15 protein-coding genes are annotated in these 15,468 nt (G+C 68.5%); 10 read left to right on the top strand and 5 right to left on the bottom strand.

Annotated features, from left to right (window positions below; all coding sequences use genetic code 11):
* The first annotated feature begins 34 nt into the window (after positions 1-34).
* Together H7290_RS18370 and H7290_RS18365 are read left to right on the top strand one after the other, a co-directional pair.
* Positions 35-1,474 carry an NCS2 family permease gene (locus tag H7290_RS18370; RefSeq protein WP_290515464.1) on the top strand — a complete coding sequence of 480 codons (1,440 nt, stop codon included), beginning with the start codon at positions 35-37 and terminating at the stop codon, positions 1,472-1,474.
* Positions 1,475-1,508: 34 nt separating this feature from the next.
* Entirely contained in the window at positions 1,509-2,027 is a 519-nt protein-coding gene (locus H7290_RS18365) for a gamma carbonic anhydrase family protein (RefSeq protein WP_290515463.1), read from the top strand.
* A gap of 66 nt (positions 2,028-2,093) precedes the next feature.
* Here the strand turns inward: H7290_RS18365 and serC are convergent, their stop codons facing one another.
* Positions 2,094-3,200: a phosphoserine transaminase gene (serC, locus tag H7290_RS18360; RefSeq protein WP_290515462.1), complete on the bottom strand. Its 1,107-nt coding sequence runs from the start codon at positions 3,198-3,200 to the stop codon at positions 2,094-2,096.
* Positions 3,201-3,243: 43 nt separating this feature from the next.
* Here serC and H7290_RS18355 point away from each other — a divergent pair, with 43 nt between their 5' ends.
* From H7290_RS18355 to H7290_RS18335, 5 genes are all read left to right on the top strand, one after another.
* Entirely contained in the window at positions 3,244-3,582 is a 339-nt protein-coding gene (locus H7290_RS18355; protein ID WP_290515461.1) for a hypothetical protein, read from the top strand.
* Positions 3,583-3,645: 63 nt separating this feature from the next.
* A complete protein-coding gene (locus H7290_RS18350; protein WP_290515460.1) occupies positions 3,646-5,454 on the top strand; it encodes a methylmalonyl-CoA mutase family protein in 1,809 nt (602 codons plus the stop codon).
* Between the two features lie 77 nt (positions 5,455-5,531).
* Entirely contained in the window at positions 5,532-7,646 is a 2,115-nt protein-coding gene (scpA, locus tag H7290_RS18345; protein WP_290515484.1) for a methylmalonyl-CoA mutase, read from the top strand.
* Entirely contained in the window at positions 7,646-8,635 is a 990-nt protein-coding gene (gene meaB / locus H7290_RS18340) for a methylmalonyl Co-A mutase-associated GTPase MeaB (RefSeq protein ID WP_290515459.1), read from the top strand. The genes scpA and meaB overlap by 1 nt, the downstream gene beginning before the upstream one ends.
* Positions 8,636-8,740: 105 nt before the next feature.
* On the top strand, positions 8,741-9,520 hold the full coding sequence (locus H7290_RS18335) for a transglutaminase family protein (protein ID WP_290515458.1): 780 nt from the start codon (positions 8,741-8,743) through the stop codon (positions 9,518-9,520).
* Positions 9,521-9,543: 23 nt separating this feature from the next.
* On the opposite strand, the gene H7290_RS18330 is transcribed toward H7290_RS18335, so the two are convergent.
* Together H7290_RS18330 and H7290_RS18325 are read right to left on the bottom strand one after the other, a co-directional pair.
* Positions 9,544-10,188, bottom strand: a complete 645-nt coding sequence (locus H7290_RS18330) for an NADPH-dependent F420 reductase (RefSeq protein ID WP_290515457.1) — start codon at positions 10,186-10,188, stop codon at positions 9,544-9,546.
* A 341-nt stretch (positions 10,189-10,529) separates the two neighbouring features.
* Positions 10,530-11,639 carry a citrate synthase 2 gene (locus H7290_RS18325; protein WP_290515456.1) on the bottom strand — a complete coding sequence of 370 codons (1,110 nt, stop codon included), beginning with the start codon at positions 11,637-11,639 and terminating at the stop codon, positions 10,530-10,532.
* Between the two features lie 36 nt (positions 11,640-11,675).
* On the opposite strand from H7290_RS18325, the gene pdxH reads away from it, so the two are divergent.
* Both pdxH and H7290_RS18315 read left to right on the top strand, forming a co-directional pair.
* On the top strand, positions 11,676-12,320 hold the full coding sequence (gene pdxH / locus H7290_RS18320) for a pyridoxamine 5'-phosphate oxidase (protein ID WP_290515455.1): 645 nt from the start codon (positions 11,676-11,678) through the stop codon (positions 12,318-12,320).
* 84 nt (positions 12,321-12,404) lie between these two features.
* Entirely contained in the window at positions 12,405-13,082 is a 678-nt protein-coding gene (locus H7290_RS18315) for a DedA family protein (RefSeq protein ID WP_290515454.1), read from the top strand.
* A 25-nt stretch (positions 13,083-13,107) separates the two neighbouring features.
* Here the strand turns inward: H7290_RS18315 and H7290_RS18310 are convergent, their stop codons facing one another.
* Positions 13,108-13,401: a hypothetical protein gene (locus tag H7290_RS18310; protein ID WP_290515453.1), complete on the bottom strand. Its 294-nt coding sequence runs from the start codon at positions 13,399-13,401 to the stop codon at positions 13,108-13,110.
* 76 nt (positions 13,402-13,477) lie between these two features.
* Here H7290_RS18310 and H7290_RS18305 point away from each other — a divergent pair, with 76 nt between their 5' ends.
* Positions 13,478-14,746, top strand: a complete 1,269-nt coding sequence (locus H7290_RS18305; RefSeq protein ID WP_290515452.1) for an MFS transporter — start codon at positions 13,478-13,480, stop codon at positions 14,744-14,746.
* 12 nt (positions 14,747-14,758) lie between these two features.
* Here H7290_RS18305 and H7290_RS18300 read toward each other — a convergent pair whose 3' ends face one another.
* Positions 14,759-15,466, bottom strand: a complete 708-nt coding sequence (locus H7290_RS18300) for a hypothetical protein (RefSeq protein WP_290515451.1) — start codon at positions 15,464-15,466, stop codon at positions 14,759-14,761.
* Between the last annotated feature and the right edge of the window lie 2 nt (positions 15,467-15,468).

The following is a 15,468-nucleotide window of genomic DNA, read 5'->3' as shown; positions in this document are numbered from 1 at the left end:
CCTTGCGACGATTCCTCGACTTCCAGGAGCACCGGTGACCACCACGCTCGAGCAGTTCTTCAAGATCAGCGCCCGCGGCTCGTCCATCGGTAGGGAGGTCCGCGGTGGTGCCGTGACCTTCCTGACCATGGCCTACATCATCGTGCTCAACCCGATCGTCTTGTCGGGGGTCGCTGACAAGGACGGCAACTTCCTGGGTGGTGGCGCGGACAAGGGTGCGGGCTTCGCGACGATCGCCGCCGTCACGGCTCTGGTCGCCGGTCTCCTGACGATCTTGATGGGCGTCGTGGCCAACTTCCCGCTCGCGCTGGCGACAGGGCTCGGCCTCAACGCGTTCGTGGCCTACTCCGTCGCCTCGCAGATGTCCTGGGCCGACGCGATGGGGCTCGTCGTGCTCGAGGGGCTGATCATCCTGCTCCTCGTGCTCACCGGGTTCAGGAAGGCAGTCTTCGACGCGGTTCCGCGTCAGCTCAAGACGGCGATCGCGGTGGGCATCGGCCTGTTCATCACGTTCATCGGCCTCGTCGATGCGGGCTTTGTCCGCACGTCGGGCCTCGCTGCCCCGCCCGTCCAGCTCGGCATCGGTGGCAACCTCGCCGGTTGGCCTGTCGTTGTCTTCGTCGTCGGGCTGCTGACGATGATCGCGCTCTACACCCGAGGGGTGCCCGGGGCGATCCTCATCGGCATCGTCGCCACGACAATTCTGGCCGGAGTGGTGCAGGCCTTCGTCGATCTGCCAGCGGGGAACGGCGACCCGACCTCGAAGGGGTGGAACCTGAACGTCCCGTCCTGGCCCTCGTCGATCGTCGCCAAGCCGGACTTCTCGCTGCTCGGCGACTTCTCACTGTTCGGCTCCTTCGAGCGCGCCGGTTTCGTGACCGCTGCACTGCTCGTCTTCACCCTGCTTCTGGCGGACTTCTTCGACACCATGGGCACCATGACCGCGATCGGCGCGGAGGCCGGTCTGAACGATGCCGACGGGACGCCCGAGGGCGCCCAGAAGATTCTTGTCGTCGACTCCATCGCCGCTGCCGCCGGTGGCGCCGCCGGCATCTCGAGCAACACGTCGTACATCGAGTCGGCATCGGGGGTCGGTGACGGTGCCCGGACGGGTCTGGCCTCGGTCGTGACCGGCGTGCTGTTCCTGCTGTCGACGTTCGCCTCGCCGCTGGTCGAGCACATCCCGAGCGAGGCGACCGTCCCTGCACTCGTGCTGGTGGGCTTCCTGATGATGAGCCAGGTCAAGCACATCGACTGGGACGATGCCGAGATCGCGATCCCGGCATTCCTGACCATCGTCCTGATGCCCTTCACCTACTCCATCACCGCGGGCATCGGTGCGGGCTTCGTCTCCTACGTCGTGATCAAGGCCGTCAAGGGCAAGGCATCCGTCGTCCACCCGCTGTTGTGGGTCATCGCGGCCTTCTTCATCGTCTACTTTGCGATCGACCCCATCTCCCGCACCCTCAGCTGACCCTGGGAGGGCGTCGCTTGGGTACGTTGAGTGCATGCTCATCGCACTCGGAGACAAGATTCCCCAGGTGGCAGACGGCGCGTGGATCGCGCCCAATGCGACGCTGGCCGGCTCGGTCGTCATCGGCGACGGCGCCAGCGTCTGGTACGGCGCTGTGCTCCGGGCCGACAACGAGCCGATCACGATCGGCGCACGCTCCAACGTGCAGGACAACTGCGCGTTCCACGTCGACAAGGGCAAGCCGGTCGTTCTCGGTGAGGATGTGTCGGTCGGTCATGGGGCGGTCATCCATGGTGCGACAGTCGAGGACGGAGCGCTCGTGGGCATGGGCGCGATCATCATGAACGGCGCGGTCATCGGTGCCGGCTCGCTCATCGCTGCGGGCGCCCTGGTGTCCGAGGGCATGGTCGTCCCTCCTCGCTCGCTCGTGGCGGGAGTTCCGGGCAAGGTCCGTCGCGAGCTCTCGGACGAGGAGGTGCAGCATCTTCGTGACAACGCCGGCATCTACGAGCGTCACCGAGAGCTTCATCGCACAGGCACCGTCGTCGGCTGAGCAGTGTGTCAGCGTGCAAGAGCATCGCTCCCGTGGACGCCTACCCACCGCCGACGGGGCAGTGGGTCAGAGGTTGCCCACGACGAAGTCGATGCACCGGGTCAGCTGCGTGATGTCGTCGGGCTCGATGGACGGGAACATCGCGACGCGAAGCTGGTTCCGATGCAGGCCTCGGTAGCCGTCGATGTCGACGATGCCGTTGGCACGCAGCGCTGCGGACACCGTCGAAGCGTCAACACCCTCCAGGTCGATCGTGCCGACGACCAGTGAGCGGTCGGCGGCGTCGGTGACGAACGGAGTGGCATACGTCGACGCCTCGGCCCAGGCGTAGAGCCGGTCCGACGAGTCGGTCGTGCGGGACACCGCCCACTCGAGGCCGCCCTGATCGAGCATCCAGCGCAGCTGCTGGTCCATCAGGAACAACGTGGCCAGGGCTGGGGTGTTGTAGGTCTGGTCCTTGCGTGAGTTGTCGATCGCGACGGGCAGGTCGAGAAACGCGGGAATGTGCCGGCCACTCGCCTTGATCCGCTCGGCGCGCTCGATCGCGGCGGACGACATCAGGGCGATCCAGAGACCACCGTCCGAGGCGAACGACTTCTGCGGCGCGAAGTAGTAGACGTCGGTCTGCGCGACGTCGACCGGTAGCCCACCGGCACCCGAGGTGGCGTCGACCAGGACGAGCGCTCCGTCGTCGGCGTCATCGACGCGCGTGACGGGAACCATGACGCCCGTCGAGGTCTCGTTGTGCGCCCACGCGTACGTGTCGACTCCGCTGACCGCGACCGGGTGGGGATGCGTCGAGAAGTCGCTCTCGATCACTGATGGGTCCTGGAGGAAGGGTGCGGCCTGCGTAGCGGCGGCGAACTTGGACGTGAACTCGCCGTGGACGAGGTGCTGGCTGCGTTCCTGCACCAGGCCGAACGTCGCGGCGTCCCAGAACGCGTGTGACCCGCCGAGGCCGAGCACGACCTCGTAGCCGACGGGGAGGGAGAACAGCGTGCTGAGGCCCTCGCGGATGCCACCGACGAGTCGCTTGACGGGGGCCTGGCGGTGCGAGGTGCCGAGGAATGACGAGCCGGTGGCCGCGAGCGCCTCGAGCGCAGCGGGCCGCACCTTGGAGGGGCCCGACCCAAAACGTCCATCCGCGGGCAGCAGGTCTGCGGGGATCTTCACGGGGCCATCATCTCAGCCGGGGTCGCGGCCCTACGGTGGAGGCATGTGGACGTGCGTGGGCCCCTCGGCCGAGGTGGCGGTGCTCGACGGTTTCGCCGTCGGCGACGAGGTGTCGTGGAGAGTGGCGTCAGGCGACATCGAGGATCATCTGCCGGCCCTCCCGGCGGACTTCGACGGGGTGGTCGGGAGCATCGAGGACGCCGACCTGGACCTGTTCGCCGTGAACGATCTTGTGCGGCTCGACGGCACGGTCGTGCGCATCCTGATGCTGACGGGGCGCCGCCGGACCACCTCGACCGAGATCACTGCGACACCCGCTGAGCACGTGCAGGTGCTCGACCTCGCTGGCTTCCTGGTCGAGGTCAAGCCCTCCCACGCGTGACGAGTACGTCACATTCATCACATGGGGTGGCAGGGGTCGCAAGACCTTCGTACTATGCCCCCTATGGCACCTGACGGATCGACCCCCGACGTCGCACTGGCCGAAGGGCTCGACCACACCCTCGGTGAGTGGGAGAAGGCCACCGCGGCAGTGCTCCGCAAGAGCCGGAGGCTCGCTGACGACGCACCCGACAGCGACGTGTGGGGCACGCTGGCCACCACGACACTGGACGGCATCACCGTGACTCCGCTCGGGACGCCTGCGCTGACCGCCGACCTTGCCGACAACGGCCTGCCCGGTCAGGCGCCGTTCACCCGCGGCAGCACCGCGACCCGCGAGCTCGACGGCTGGGACATCCGCGCATGGTTCACCGATCCTGACGTCGAACGCACCGCGCGGGACGTCGTGACCGACCTCGAGAACGGCGTCAACTCCCTGTGGCTCTCCGTCGGCACCGGCGGCATCCCTGTCGACGCCCTCGCGACGATCCTGGAGCCCGTGCTCGTCGATCTCGCCGCTGTGGTCCTCGATGCGCCGTTCGAGCCGGTGGACGCAGCGAAGGCGCTGGCGGCGGTCATCACCGACAAGGGCGTCACCGCAGCGCCGGGCACGAGCTTCGGCGTCGACCCGATCGGTGCCGCGCTCCGCGGTCGCGGGGTCGTCGATCTCGAGGTCGCCGTCGAGGTCGCGCGCCTGGCTGTCCCGCTCGGCGTCCGGGCTTTCACCGTCGATGCCACCGCGGTGCACGACGCGGGCGGGTCTGATGTGCAGGAGCTTGCCTACTCGCTGGGGTCGGGGGTCACCTACCTGCGGACACTCGTCGGTGCCGGCTTCAGCGTCGACGAGGCAGCGGGTCTCATCGACTTCCGCTATGCCGCGACCGACGAACAGTTCCCCACGATCGCCAAGCTTCGCGCAGCTCGCCGCCTGTGGAACCGCGTGGCAGAGCTCAGCGGCGTCACCACCGCGGCCGCCGGCCAGGTGCAGCACGCCGTGACATCCCGGCCGATGATGGCGCGCTACGACCCTTACGTGAACATGCTCCGCACGACGATCGCATCGTTCGCCGCCGGCGTCGGGGGCGCGACCGCGGTCACGGTGCTGCCGTTCGACGAGCCGATCGGCCTGCCCGAACCGTTCAGCCGCCGCATCGCCCGCAACACCTCGGGCCTCCTGATCAGCGAGTCGCACGTCGCAGCGGTCACCGACCCGGCTGGCGGGTCGCACGCCGTCGAGAAGCTCACCGACGACATGGCCCGCGCAGCGTGGACGATGTTCGGTGAGATCGACGCGACCGACAGCCTCGACGCGGCGCTCGCACTGGTCCGCGCGGCCGTCGAGACCACCGTCTCCGACCGGGCCCTGCAGATCGCCAAGCGCGCTCGTCCCATCACGGGCGTCTCGGAGTTCCCCAACCTCCACGAGCAGATGCCGACCCGCCGTCCATACCCGGCACCGCTGGACGTCGTCCGCTACGGCGGCGAGTTCGAGGCGCTGCGCGACAAGCCGGCCACCACGCCCGTGTTCCTTGCGTCGATGGGCCCGGTGGCAGCGTTCACGGCGCGTGCCACCTTCGCTGCCAACCTCTTCGCCGCCGGCGGCGTCGACACGGTCGTGGCCGGACCCACCGACGGTGTCGACCAGGTCATCGCCGCGTACGTCGAGGCTGACACCGTCCCGGTCGTGTGCCTCGCCGGCAACGACAAGGCGTACGACGCGTGGGGTGCCGACCTCGTGGCCGCGCTGCGTGAGGCGGGGGCCACCCACGTCGTGCTCGCCGGCAAGGCCGAGGTCGGCGCCGACGCCACCGTCGCCGTGGGGCAGGACGCACTCGCCTTCCTCCGCGACACACGAGAGAGGCTCGACGCATGAGCGACAGCAGCAGCATCCCCGACAGCTTCGCCGGTCTTCCGCTTGACCCCGCGCAGCCTTACGAGTCCGATCCCGAGATGTACGCCCGCGCCACCGACGGCGCCGAGCCGTGGGCCGCGCCCGAGGGCATCGACATCGAGGGTCTGTACACGGCGGCTGATCTCGAGGGCCTCGACGCACTCGACACCTACCCCGGCCTCTCGCCGTTCCTGCGCGGTCCCTACCCGGCGATGTACACGTCGCAGCCGTGGACGATCCGGCAGTACGCCGGATTCTCCACGGCGGAGGAGTCCAACGCGTTCTACCGCCGCAATCTCGCGGCCGGCCAGAAGGGCCTCTCGGTCGCCTTCGACCTTGCGACGCACCGGGGCTACGACTCGGACAACCCGCGCGTGGTCGGCGATGTCGGCATGGCCGGCGTGGCGATCGACTCGATCTACGACACCCGAAAGCTCTTCGAAGGCATCCCCCTCGACGAGATGAGCGTGTCAATGACCATGAACGGTGCAGTGCTGCCCGTGCTGGCGCTGTACATCGTCGCCGCGGAGGAGCAGGGCGTGCCGCCCGAGAAGCTGTCGGGCACGATCCAGAACGACATCCTCAAGGAGTTCATGGTCCGCAACACCTACATCTACCCGCCGGCGCCGTCGATGCGGATCATCTCCGACATCTTCGCCTACACGGCGCAGAAGATGCCGCGGTTCAACTCGATCTCGATCTCGGGCTACCACATCCAGGAGGCTGGGGCGACGAACGACCTCGAGCTCGCCTACACGCTGGCCGACGGTGTCGAGTACATCCGCGCGGGCCTCGATGTGGGCCTCGACATCGATGCCTTTGCCCCGCGACTGAGCTTCTTCTGGGCCATCGGCATGAACTTCTACATGGAGGTCGCCAAGCTGCGTGCCGCCCGCGCGCTGTGGGCACAGCTCGTCGCCGACTTCAACCCCACGAACCCCAAGAGCCTGTCGTTGCGCACCCACAGCCAGACATCGGGCTGGTCGCTGACGGCGCAGGACGTCTACAACAATGTCGGCCGCACCTGCATCGAGGCCATGGCCGCGACGCAGGGCCACACGCAGTCGCTGCACACCAACGCCCTCGACGAGGCCATCGCCCTGCCGACCGACTCCTCCGCCCGTATCGCCCGCAACACCCAGCTGCTGCTCCAGCAGGAGTCGGGCACTTCCGACATCATCGACCCGTGGGGGGGCTCCTACTACGTCGAGCGTCTGACACAGGACCTTGCCAACCGCGCGTGGGCGCACATCCAGGAAGTCGAGAAGGCCGGTGGCATGTCGAAGGCCATCGAGGCGGGCATCCCCAAGATGCGCATCGAGGAGGCCGCAGCCCGCACGCAGGCCCGCATCGACTCGGGGCAGCAGGCCGTCATCGGCATCAACACGTACCGCCTTGCCGACGAGGACCCGCTCGACGTCCTCAAGGTCGACAACAAAGCCGTCTACGCCTCGCAGATCGCCAAGCTCGAGCGCCTGCGCGCCGAGCGCAACCAGGACGAGGTCGACGCCGCGCTCGCCGCCCTCACGAAGAGTGCCGCGCGGGGCTCGACGAATGACGGCAACCTCGACGACAACCTGCTGACCCTGGCGGTCAATGCGGCGCGGGCGAAGGCGACCGTGGGCGAGATGTCCGACGCGCTGGAGGAGGTCTACGGGCGCCACCAGGCCGTCATCCGTACGATCTCAGGTGTGTACCGCACCGAGGCAGGCAAGGCGGGCAACGTGCAGAAGGTCATCGAGGCCACCGAGGCGTTCGACCGGGCCGAGGGCCGCCGCCCCCGCATCCTCGTGGCGAAGATGGGCCAGGACGGCCACGACCGCGGCCAGAAGGTCATCGTCACGGCCTTCGCCGACATGGGCTTCGACGTCGACGTGGGCCCCCTCTTCTCCACGCCCGAGGAAGTCGCGCAGCAGGCGGTCGACGCTGATGTGCACATCGTCGGCGTCTCGAGCCTCGCTGCCGGGCACCTCACGCTCCTCCCGGCACTGCGCGATTCGCTCGCCGAGATGGGTCGCCCCGACATCATGGTCGTCATCGGCGGAGTCATCCCGCCCGACGACGTCCCTACCCTCAAGGAGATGGGCGCTGCTGCGGTGTTCCTGCCAGGCACGGTCATCGCCGACTCGGCCCTCGACCTGCTCGACAAGCTCAGCAGGACGTTGCACGCCTGATGGTCGACGTCTCAGACCTTGCTGATGACGTCAGGGTGGGCAAACGAGCGGCCATCTCGCGCGCCATCACCCTGGTTGAGTCGAGCCGCCGTGATCACCGGGCCGAGGCGCGCGAGCTGCTCGGCATCCTGGGCCCGGCCGCGATGTCCGACTTCGGTGGCAGCGGAGCCATCCGGGTCGGCATCTCCGGCGTGCCCGGCGTCGGCAAGTCGACCTTCATCGAGGCGCTCGGCATGTATCTCGTCGAGGAGGGGCACCGTGTCGGTGTGCTGGCGGTCGACCCGTCGAGCGTGCGCACCGGCGGTTCCGTCCTCGGCGACAAGACCCGCATGGCGCGGCTCGCGGTGAGTCCTGACGCCTTCATCCGCCCGTCTCCGGCCGCCGGGACCCTCGGGGGGGTCGCCCGCGCGACCAGCCAGGCCATGACGGTGCTCGAGTCGGCTGGCTTCGATGTCGTGCTGGTGGAGACCGTCGGCGTCGGCCAGTCCGAGATCACGGTTGCCGGCATGGTCGACACCTTCCTGTTCCTCACCATCGCGCGCACCGGTGATCAGCTGCAGGGCATCAAGAAGGGCATCCTGGAGATCGCAGACGTCATCGCCGTCAACAAGGCCGACGACGATCGCCTGCAGGAGGCCGAGGCCACGTCGAAGGACCTTGCGGGGGCTCTGCGACTGGTCTACGCCGGGACGCAGGACTGGGTGCCGCCGGTTCTCACCTGCTCGGCGCTCGAGAACAACGGCATCGACACGGTATGGAGCCGGGTCATCCGCCACCGCGAGTTCATGGGCGTCAGGGGTCTCCGCGACAAGCGCGCCCAGCAGCAGCTCGACTTCACCTGGGCACTCGTCCGTGACGAGCTCGACCAGCGGCTGCGCACCGACCAGACGGTCGCTGCTGTCCGGGCCGAGATCCGAGAGGCAGTGCTCTCCGGCGAGATGCCCGCTTCCACCGCAGCCGACCGCATCCTCGAGGCCTACGACAGCTGACCCCTCGGAGCGTCATCCAGGAGGCTGCTGCCCTCGATCTTGTGGTGGCGACGCCGCGGCAAGGATGGGTGAGGCGTGTGAAAAGATCGACCAGTGAAGCGATCGGTGACGACCCATCTCGAGCTCCAGCTGCACGGCGAGGCAGACCTGATCTTCTCTATCGCGGTGGCCCGGGGTGTCGAGACGGCAGAGACCCTCACGATGCGTGCAGGCAGCGTCGAGCTCGAGCCGCACGAGGTCATCGGTAGGCACGGCACCAGGCTGCACCGGCTCACGGCGCCAGCCGGCCCGCTGACGATCGACTACTCCGCAGAGGTCACCGGGCAGTCGGCCCCGGCACCGGTGGAGGAGCTCGATGTGATCGAGTACCGCCGGCCGAGCCGCTACTGCGAGTCCGACACGTTGTTCGCGACGGCGAAGTCGGAGTTCGCGGGGGTGGCGGGCAAGGACTTGCTCGACGCTGTCAGCTCGTGGGTGGGCGACCGGCTGATCTACGTCCCCGGAGCCAGCCAGCCCACCGATGGAGCGGTGGCGACGATGCTTGCCCGCGCCGGCGTGTGCCGCGACTACGCCCACCTCGTCGTCGCTTTGCTCCGCGCGCTCGATGTTCCCGCCCGCATCGCCTCGGTCTATGCGCCGGGGCTCTTTCCGATGGACTTCCATGCCGTCGCGGAGGCGCACATCGAGGGGGCATGGCGCGTCGTCGACGCGACAGCCCTTGCTCCGCGGGGCAGCCTTCTTCGCATCGCCACGGGTCAGGACGCTTCGGGGACGGCGTTCCTCTCCCAGCACGGTGCTGCCGTCGACCTGCGCTGGATGGCGGTGACGGCCGTCGTCGACGACCTGCCCGGTGACGACCTCACGCAGCTCGTCGCGCTGCGTTGATCAACGCGAGGCGCTGATGCTGATCAGGCGTTGCGGCGGGTTGCGGCAGCAGCCGCGTCGCGCATCCCGCCGGCGGTGAGCCGCGGGCCGTAGCCAGGCGTGTCGGGCTGGACCCGCCAGCCCTCGGCGAGCGTCCCGACATCGACGACATCGAAACCGAGCTGGTCGATCAATGCCGTGACCGCTGCCTTCGCACCGTCGTCGTCGCCGGCCACCACGAGTGCGCGGCGGTCAGGTGTTCCGGCCTCCTGCGCCTCCGACGTGATCGCCTGCGCCTGGATGTGGTTGAACGCCTTGACGACATGCGAATCGGGAAGATGGCGCTGGAGCATCTCGGCGCTGGTCGTCGACTCGTCGTCGAGCTCGGCGATGGCGCCATCGCGCTCGGGGTAGTAGTTGTTCGTGTCGATGACGACCTTGCCGACAAGCGGCGCCACGGGCACGTCGCCGATGGCCTTCAGCGGGATCGTCACCACGGCGATGTCGGCAGCCTCGGCAGCCTGTTCCGCCGTCGCGGCGCGAGCGTGCGGGCCCAGCTCGTCGACCAGGTCGGTGAGGGTCTCGGGTCCGCGTGAGTTGCTGATCACGACGTCGTGGCCCTTGGCAATGGCGGAGCGGGCGAGCTGGCTGCCGATGTGACCGGCGCCGATGAGACCGATGGTTGTCATGGCGGAGACAACGTCACGGTGTGGAGAGGTATTCCGGGCAGCGGGCCGCGGGGAGAGAAGTGCCTCTGCGCCACCAGAGCCGCCACTCGAGGAAGCCGTCCAAAAGGACCAGGTCCGTATAGTCCTATTTAACTACTTCTTAGGCTAATGTTCAGGGGTGTCCTGGGGATCAACCAGGTGGGGTCCGGCAGATTCGGGGGATGGTCGGGCCGAATGAAGATCGGCACTTCGGTGTCATGGGGTCGGCCGTCTCGGGGGGGTGGCCGACCCCCGATCTGTCCATCGACACCTACCGTGATCTCGCTGTGCTCAGCAAGCGCGTGGCCGGCGTGGACCGAGGGTCAGCTGGTGATGGCCCACTCTTCGTTCCAGCCCTCAACCTCATCGGCCTTGCGCGACGGCGGACCGATGTAGATCGACGACGGACGGATCAGTCGGCCGGTGCGCTTCTGCTCCAGGATGTGGGCGCTCCAGCCAGCCGTGCGGGCCGAGGTGAACATCGCGGTGAACATGTGGGGGGGAATCTCGGCGTAATCGAGGACGATGGCCGCCCAGAACTCGACATTGGTCTCGAGAACACGGTCGGGACGGCGCTCCCTGAGCTCCTTGAGTGCCGCCTCCTCCAGAGCGATCGCGACCTCGGCGCGGGGTGCATTGAGCTCCTTGGCCGTGCGGCGCAGTGTGCGGGCCCGAGGGTCCTGGGCGCGGTAGACGCGGTGCCCGAAGCCCATCAGTCGCTCGCCGCTGTCGAGGAGACCCTTGACGTACCCAGTGGCGTCGCCCGACTTCTCGACGGCCTCGATCATGGTGAGCACGCGCGCGGGTGCACCGCCGTGAAGCGGTCCCGACATCGCCCCGACGGCTCCGGACAGTGCGGCGGCGGCATCGGCGCCGGTCGACGCGATGACGCGAGCCGTGAAGGTCGAGGCATTCATGCCGTGCTCGGCGGCGGAGACCCAGTAGGCGTCAATGGCCTTGACGTGGTTGGGGTTGACCTCTCCGCGCCATCGGGTGAGGAAGCGCTCGGTGATCGTCGAGCACATGTCGATCTCGGACTGCGGCACCATCGGCTGGCCGAGGCCGCGCGCCGCCTGGGCGACGTACGACAGGACCATGACGGCCGCGCGGGCCAGGTCGTCGCGAGCCTGGACGTCGTCGATGTCGTAGAGCTGCTTCATGCCCCACGCTGGCGCGGTGAGGGCGATGGCGCTCTGCACGTCGGCGCGAATGTCTCCGGAGTGGACCGGGATCGGGAACGGCTCGGCGGGCGGGAGGCCGGGCTCGTACTTGCCGTCGACGAGGAGTCCCCAGATCTTCTCGAAGGGAACGCGTCCGACGAGGTCATCGATGTCGACACCGCGGTAACGCAGTGCAGACCCTTCCTTGTCGGGTTCAGCGATCTCGCTTTCGAACGCTACGACGCCTTCGAGTCCGTGGTGCACTTCAGTCATACGCCGTATTCTGCCCTGCGCCGATACCGTGGACACATGGTGTCCCCGGATCTGGCCCGAATGAGAACCGAGTACGCGAGGGACGGCCTCGACGAGGCGGCCGCGGGCGACGATCCCCTTGCCCTGTTCGAGCGCTGGCTCCTCGACGCGGTGAACGCCGAGATGCACGAGCCCAATGCGATGGCGCTGGCCACCGCGAGTCCCGACGGTCGCCCCTCGGTGCGCATCGTCCTGCTCAAGGGTCTTGACGATCGGGGCCTGGTGTTCTTCACAGGCTACGAGTCGCGCAAGGGGTTGGAGCTCACCGCCAACCCACGCGCCGCGGCGACCATGCTGTGGCATCCGCTGCAACGACAGGTACGGGTCGAGGGTTCGGTGAGCATCCTCGACGCGGAGGAGTCCGACGCCTACTTCGGCTCCCGACCGCGTGGATCCCAGATCGGCGCCGTCGCCTCGCCCCAGTCGAAGGTGATCGCGAGCCGCGCGGTGCTGGAGGCGCGGATCAAGGAGGTCGAGCAGGTGTTTGATGGCCACGACGTGCATCGACCGCCGGTGTGGGGCGGTTACCGGGTCGCGCTGGAGTCTGTGGAGTTCTGGCAAGGCAGGGAGAATCGCCTGCACGACCGGTTGCGCTACGTCCGCCGGGGCCATGGCTGGGTGCGCGACCGGTTGGCTCCCTAGCCTGTTTTCGCACGTCAGACGGTGTTCACACGTGCGTCACCCCGCTGTCGGTCACGGGACGCATGCCCTTGGCACGCTGAGGGCATGAGCGGTATCGCGCTGGCACTCGCACTGGGCTTCGGCCTTGCCTTTGCAGAGTCCGGACTCGGGCTTGGCATGGTCCTTCCCGGGGAGACGGCTGTCGTCGTGCTCGCCGCCTCGATGCGATCGCCGTCTGAGATGGTGGCGCTGGGAGTCGTCGTCATGTTCGGTGCGAGCCTCGGAGATCACTGCGGCTACCTCCTCGGCCGCCGCTACGGCGACTCGTTGCGCGACACGAAGGTCGTCCGGCGACTCGGCCAGAACCACTTCGACCGCGCCAGCGACCTGCTCCGACGCCGCGGTGGGCTGGCCGTCTTCCTCACCAGGCTCGTGCCGATCGTCCGCACTCTCACGCCCGCCGCTGCGGGCGCGTCCGGCCTCGAGTACCGCCGTTTTGCGCCGGCCTCGCTCGCCGGTTCGGCGACCTGGTCGACGGCGTACGTCGGTGGCGGCTCCGTCGTGGCCGCGCTGACCGCCATCACGACGGACGCCTTCGGGCGGGCCTCGTGGCTGCTGCTGGTCCTGCTCGCGCTGGCGGTCGTGCCCGTGATGATCATCCGCGCAGTCACCGGCGTGCGTCCGGTGCTGGCGGCGCCCGACGTGGAGTCGCTCGAACGTGACCTCGGAGTGACGTTGCGCAGCTCAACCTTCGCACCCCTGGCCGGCGACTACAGGGCCTGAGCTCCTGCTGTCACGGGCTCTGCTGTTAGAGGACCGCGACTGCCGCGACCACGGCGGGCAGGACGCCGAGCAGGAGCAGCGGCGACATGACCGGGCGGCGGTGCACGACGCGGATCGCGCCCAGAGCGAGCACTCCGAGGGCCGCCATGACGAACAGCAGGAGCACCCCGTCACTGCGACGGCCGTCGTCGACGATGGTGCGGATCACCGCCACGAGCGCGCCGAGCGGGAACGATGCCACGGCAAGGATCAGGAACGAGATGACCCACCGCTGCACCTGCTCGATGCTGAGCTCGCGGCGAGGGCGGATTTTGGCCATGGGGTCAGTATGGTCCCGGGCCGGTGACGCCCGCGCCCGCGGTGTGGTCCTCGACAGCCGATGGCATGATTTGCCGGTGACCTTCGTGACCCGTGTCGGACGCGTCGTGACCGACATCCGGCCGTTGCGCGAGTCGGCCGCCTACCGGCGGCTCTGGTTCGGGCAGACGGTGTCCCAGTTCGGTCAGCAGATGACCACCATCGCGATCGCCTACCAGGTCTACGTGCTGACCCACTCCTCGTTCGCGGTTGGCCTCGTCGGACTCTGCGGGCTGCTGCCTCTCGTCCTCGGCGGGCTCTACGGCGGGGCACTTGTCGATGCCTATGACCGCCGCCTCGTTGCTCTCTGGTCGGCAGCCGGACTGTGGATCTGCTCAGGCGTGCTCGTCGCCCAGGCGTACCTCGACGTCCGCTCGGTGGGGCTGCTGTACGGCGTCGTGGCGGTGCAGTCGGCGCTCTTCGCCGTCAACAACCCCGCCCGATCGGCGATGCTGCCGAGGTTGTTGCCCTTGCACCTGCTCCCGGCGGCCAACGCGCTCGGCATGGCGTCGTTCAACCTCGGATTCACGATCGGTCCACTGCTCGGTGGCGTGATCATCGCGTGGCACGGCGTCGAGGCGGCCTACACGTTCGACGCCGTCACCTTCGCCGCAGCGTTCTACTCGGTGCTGCGGTTGCCATCGATCCCTCCGCTCACCGCCGCAGCGAAGGCACCCGGGCTACGGTCGGTCGTCGAAGGCCTGCGATTCCTGAAGTCGGCGCCCAACCTACGGATGACATTCTTCGTCGACCTGTGTGCCATGGTTTTCGCCCAGCCCAGGGCGCTGTTCCCCGCGCTCGCCCTCACGGTCTACGCGGGGTCACCCTCGACACTCGGTCTGCTCCAGGCCGCGCCTGCGATCGGCTCGCTGGTGGCGTTCAGCGTGTCGGGCCCGATCGGACGGGTCAACCGTCACGGGGTCGCCATCGTCGTGGCGATCATCATCTACGGGGCTTCGGTGTCTGCGGCCGGCTTCGCCGCGCTCGGGTTACCCGGCGCCCTGTGGCTCGGGGTCACCTTCCTCGCATTCTCCGGTGCGGCCGACATGGTGAGCTCGGCCTACCGCAGCACGATGCTGCAGACCGCGGCGCCCGATGAGCTGCGCGGACGGTTGCAAGGTGTGTTCACGGTTGTGGTGGCCGGAGGCCCGAGGCTGGGCGACTTCCTCGCCGGTTCGCTGGCGGCGGCCACCAACGAGGAGGTCGCGATGATCATCGGTGGCGCACTGTGCATCGCGGCTCTCGCTGTCACCGTGACGCTGCAGCGCAGGTTCCTGGCCTATGACGCCCGAGTGCCGACGGCCTGACGCGGTGGCCGTTCACAGGACCTGGGCCGCCTCGACCTCGATCCAGGTCTGCTCCGAGCGGCCCAGCAGCTCGCCGTCCCGGGTGTAGAGAGCCGTGCCGGTGAAGAACTTGCGGCCGTCCCGCGCGCTCAGTGGGCCCACCGCGAGGCACGGCTCGCCCGGGCGCGGGCACCGCAGCACCTCGGCAGTCATCCGCCCGAGCACCATGAGGTGCTGGTTGAAGTCGGCGGCCCAGCCGCCCGGGCAGTCGAGCGCCGCCCACGTCACCGGCACGTCGATCGTCCCGCTGGCCGTGGCGAAAGCCTCGTGCGGCGTCCACGAACCCGCAGTGAGACCGTCACCGACGGGCCCGGTGAAGAGGCGCAGTCCGTCACCGTCGTCACGTTGCGTGCCGCAGGTGAAGCAGCGGTCGAACGGGTGGTGGTGAAATCCCGGGTATGCCGCAAGCCCTGCTTCTGCCTGTGGTGGTGTCGGGCACGCGAGGACGTCGCGCGCGAACGAGCCGGGCGCCGCGTCGCCGATGACGGCACCGCCCGCTGTCAGCAGCCTGACTGCGTCGCCGTCGCGCTCCCAGCTGAGCGGGACGTCGAGCGGCGGCGGGATGCGCAGGGTCGAGGTGATGGGTCCTGGTGTCGCGAGCTCGTCGGCGAGCATGCCAGCGACATAGCCGCCGTTGCCTGAGTGTTCGGGGCCGTTGAACTGCGCGGGGATGGTGACCATGT

Source organism: Aeromicrobium sp., assembly GCF_014378035.1.
In the GTDB taxonomy this organism is placed as follows: domain Bacteria; phylum Actinomycetota; class Actinomycetes; order Propionibacteriales; family Nocardioidaceae; genus Aeromicrobium.
Note: the sequence above shows the minus strand (reverse complement) of the source record. Positions and strands in the feature narration are given on the sequence as shown.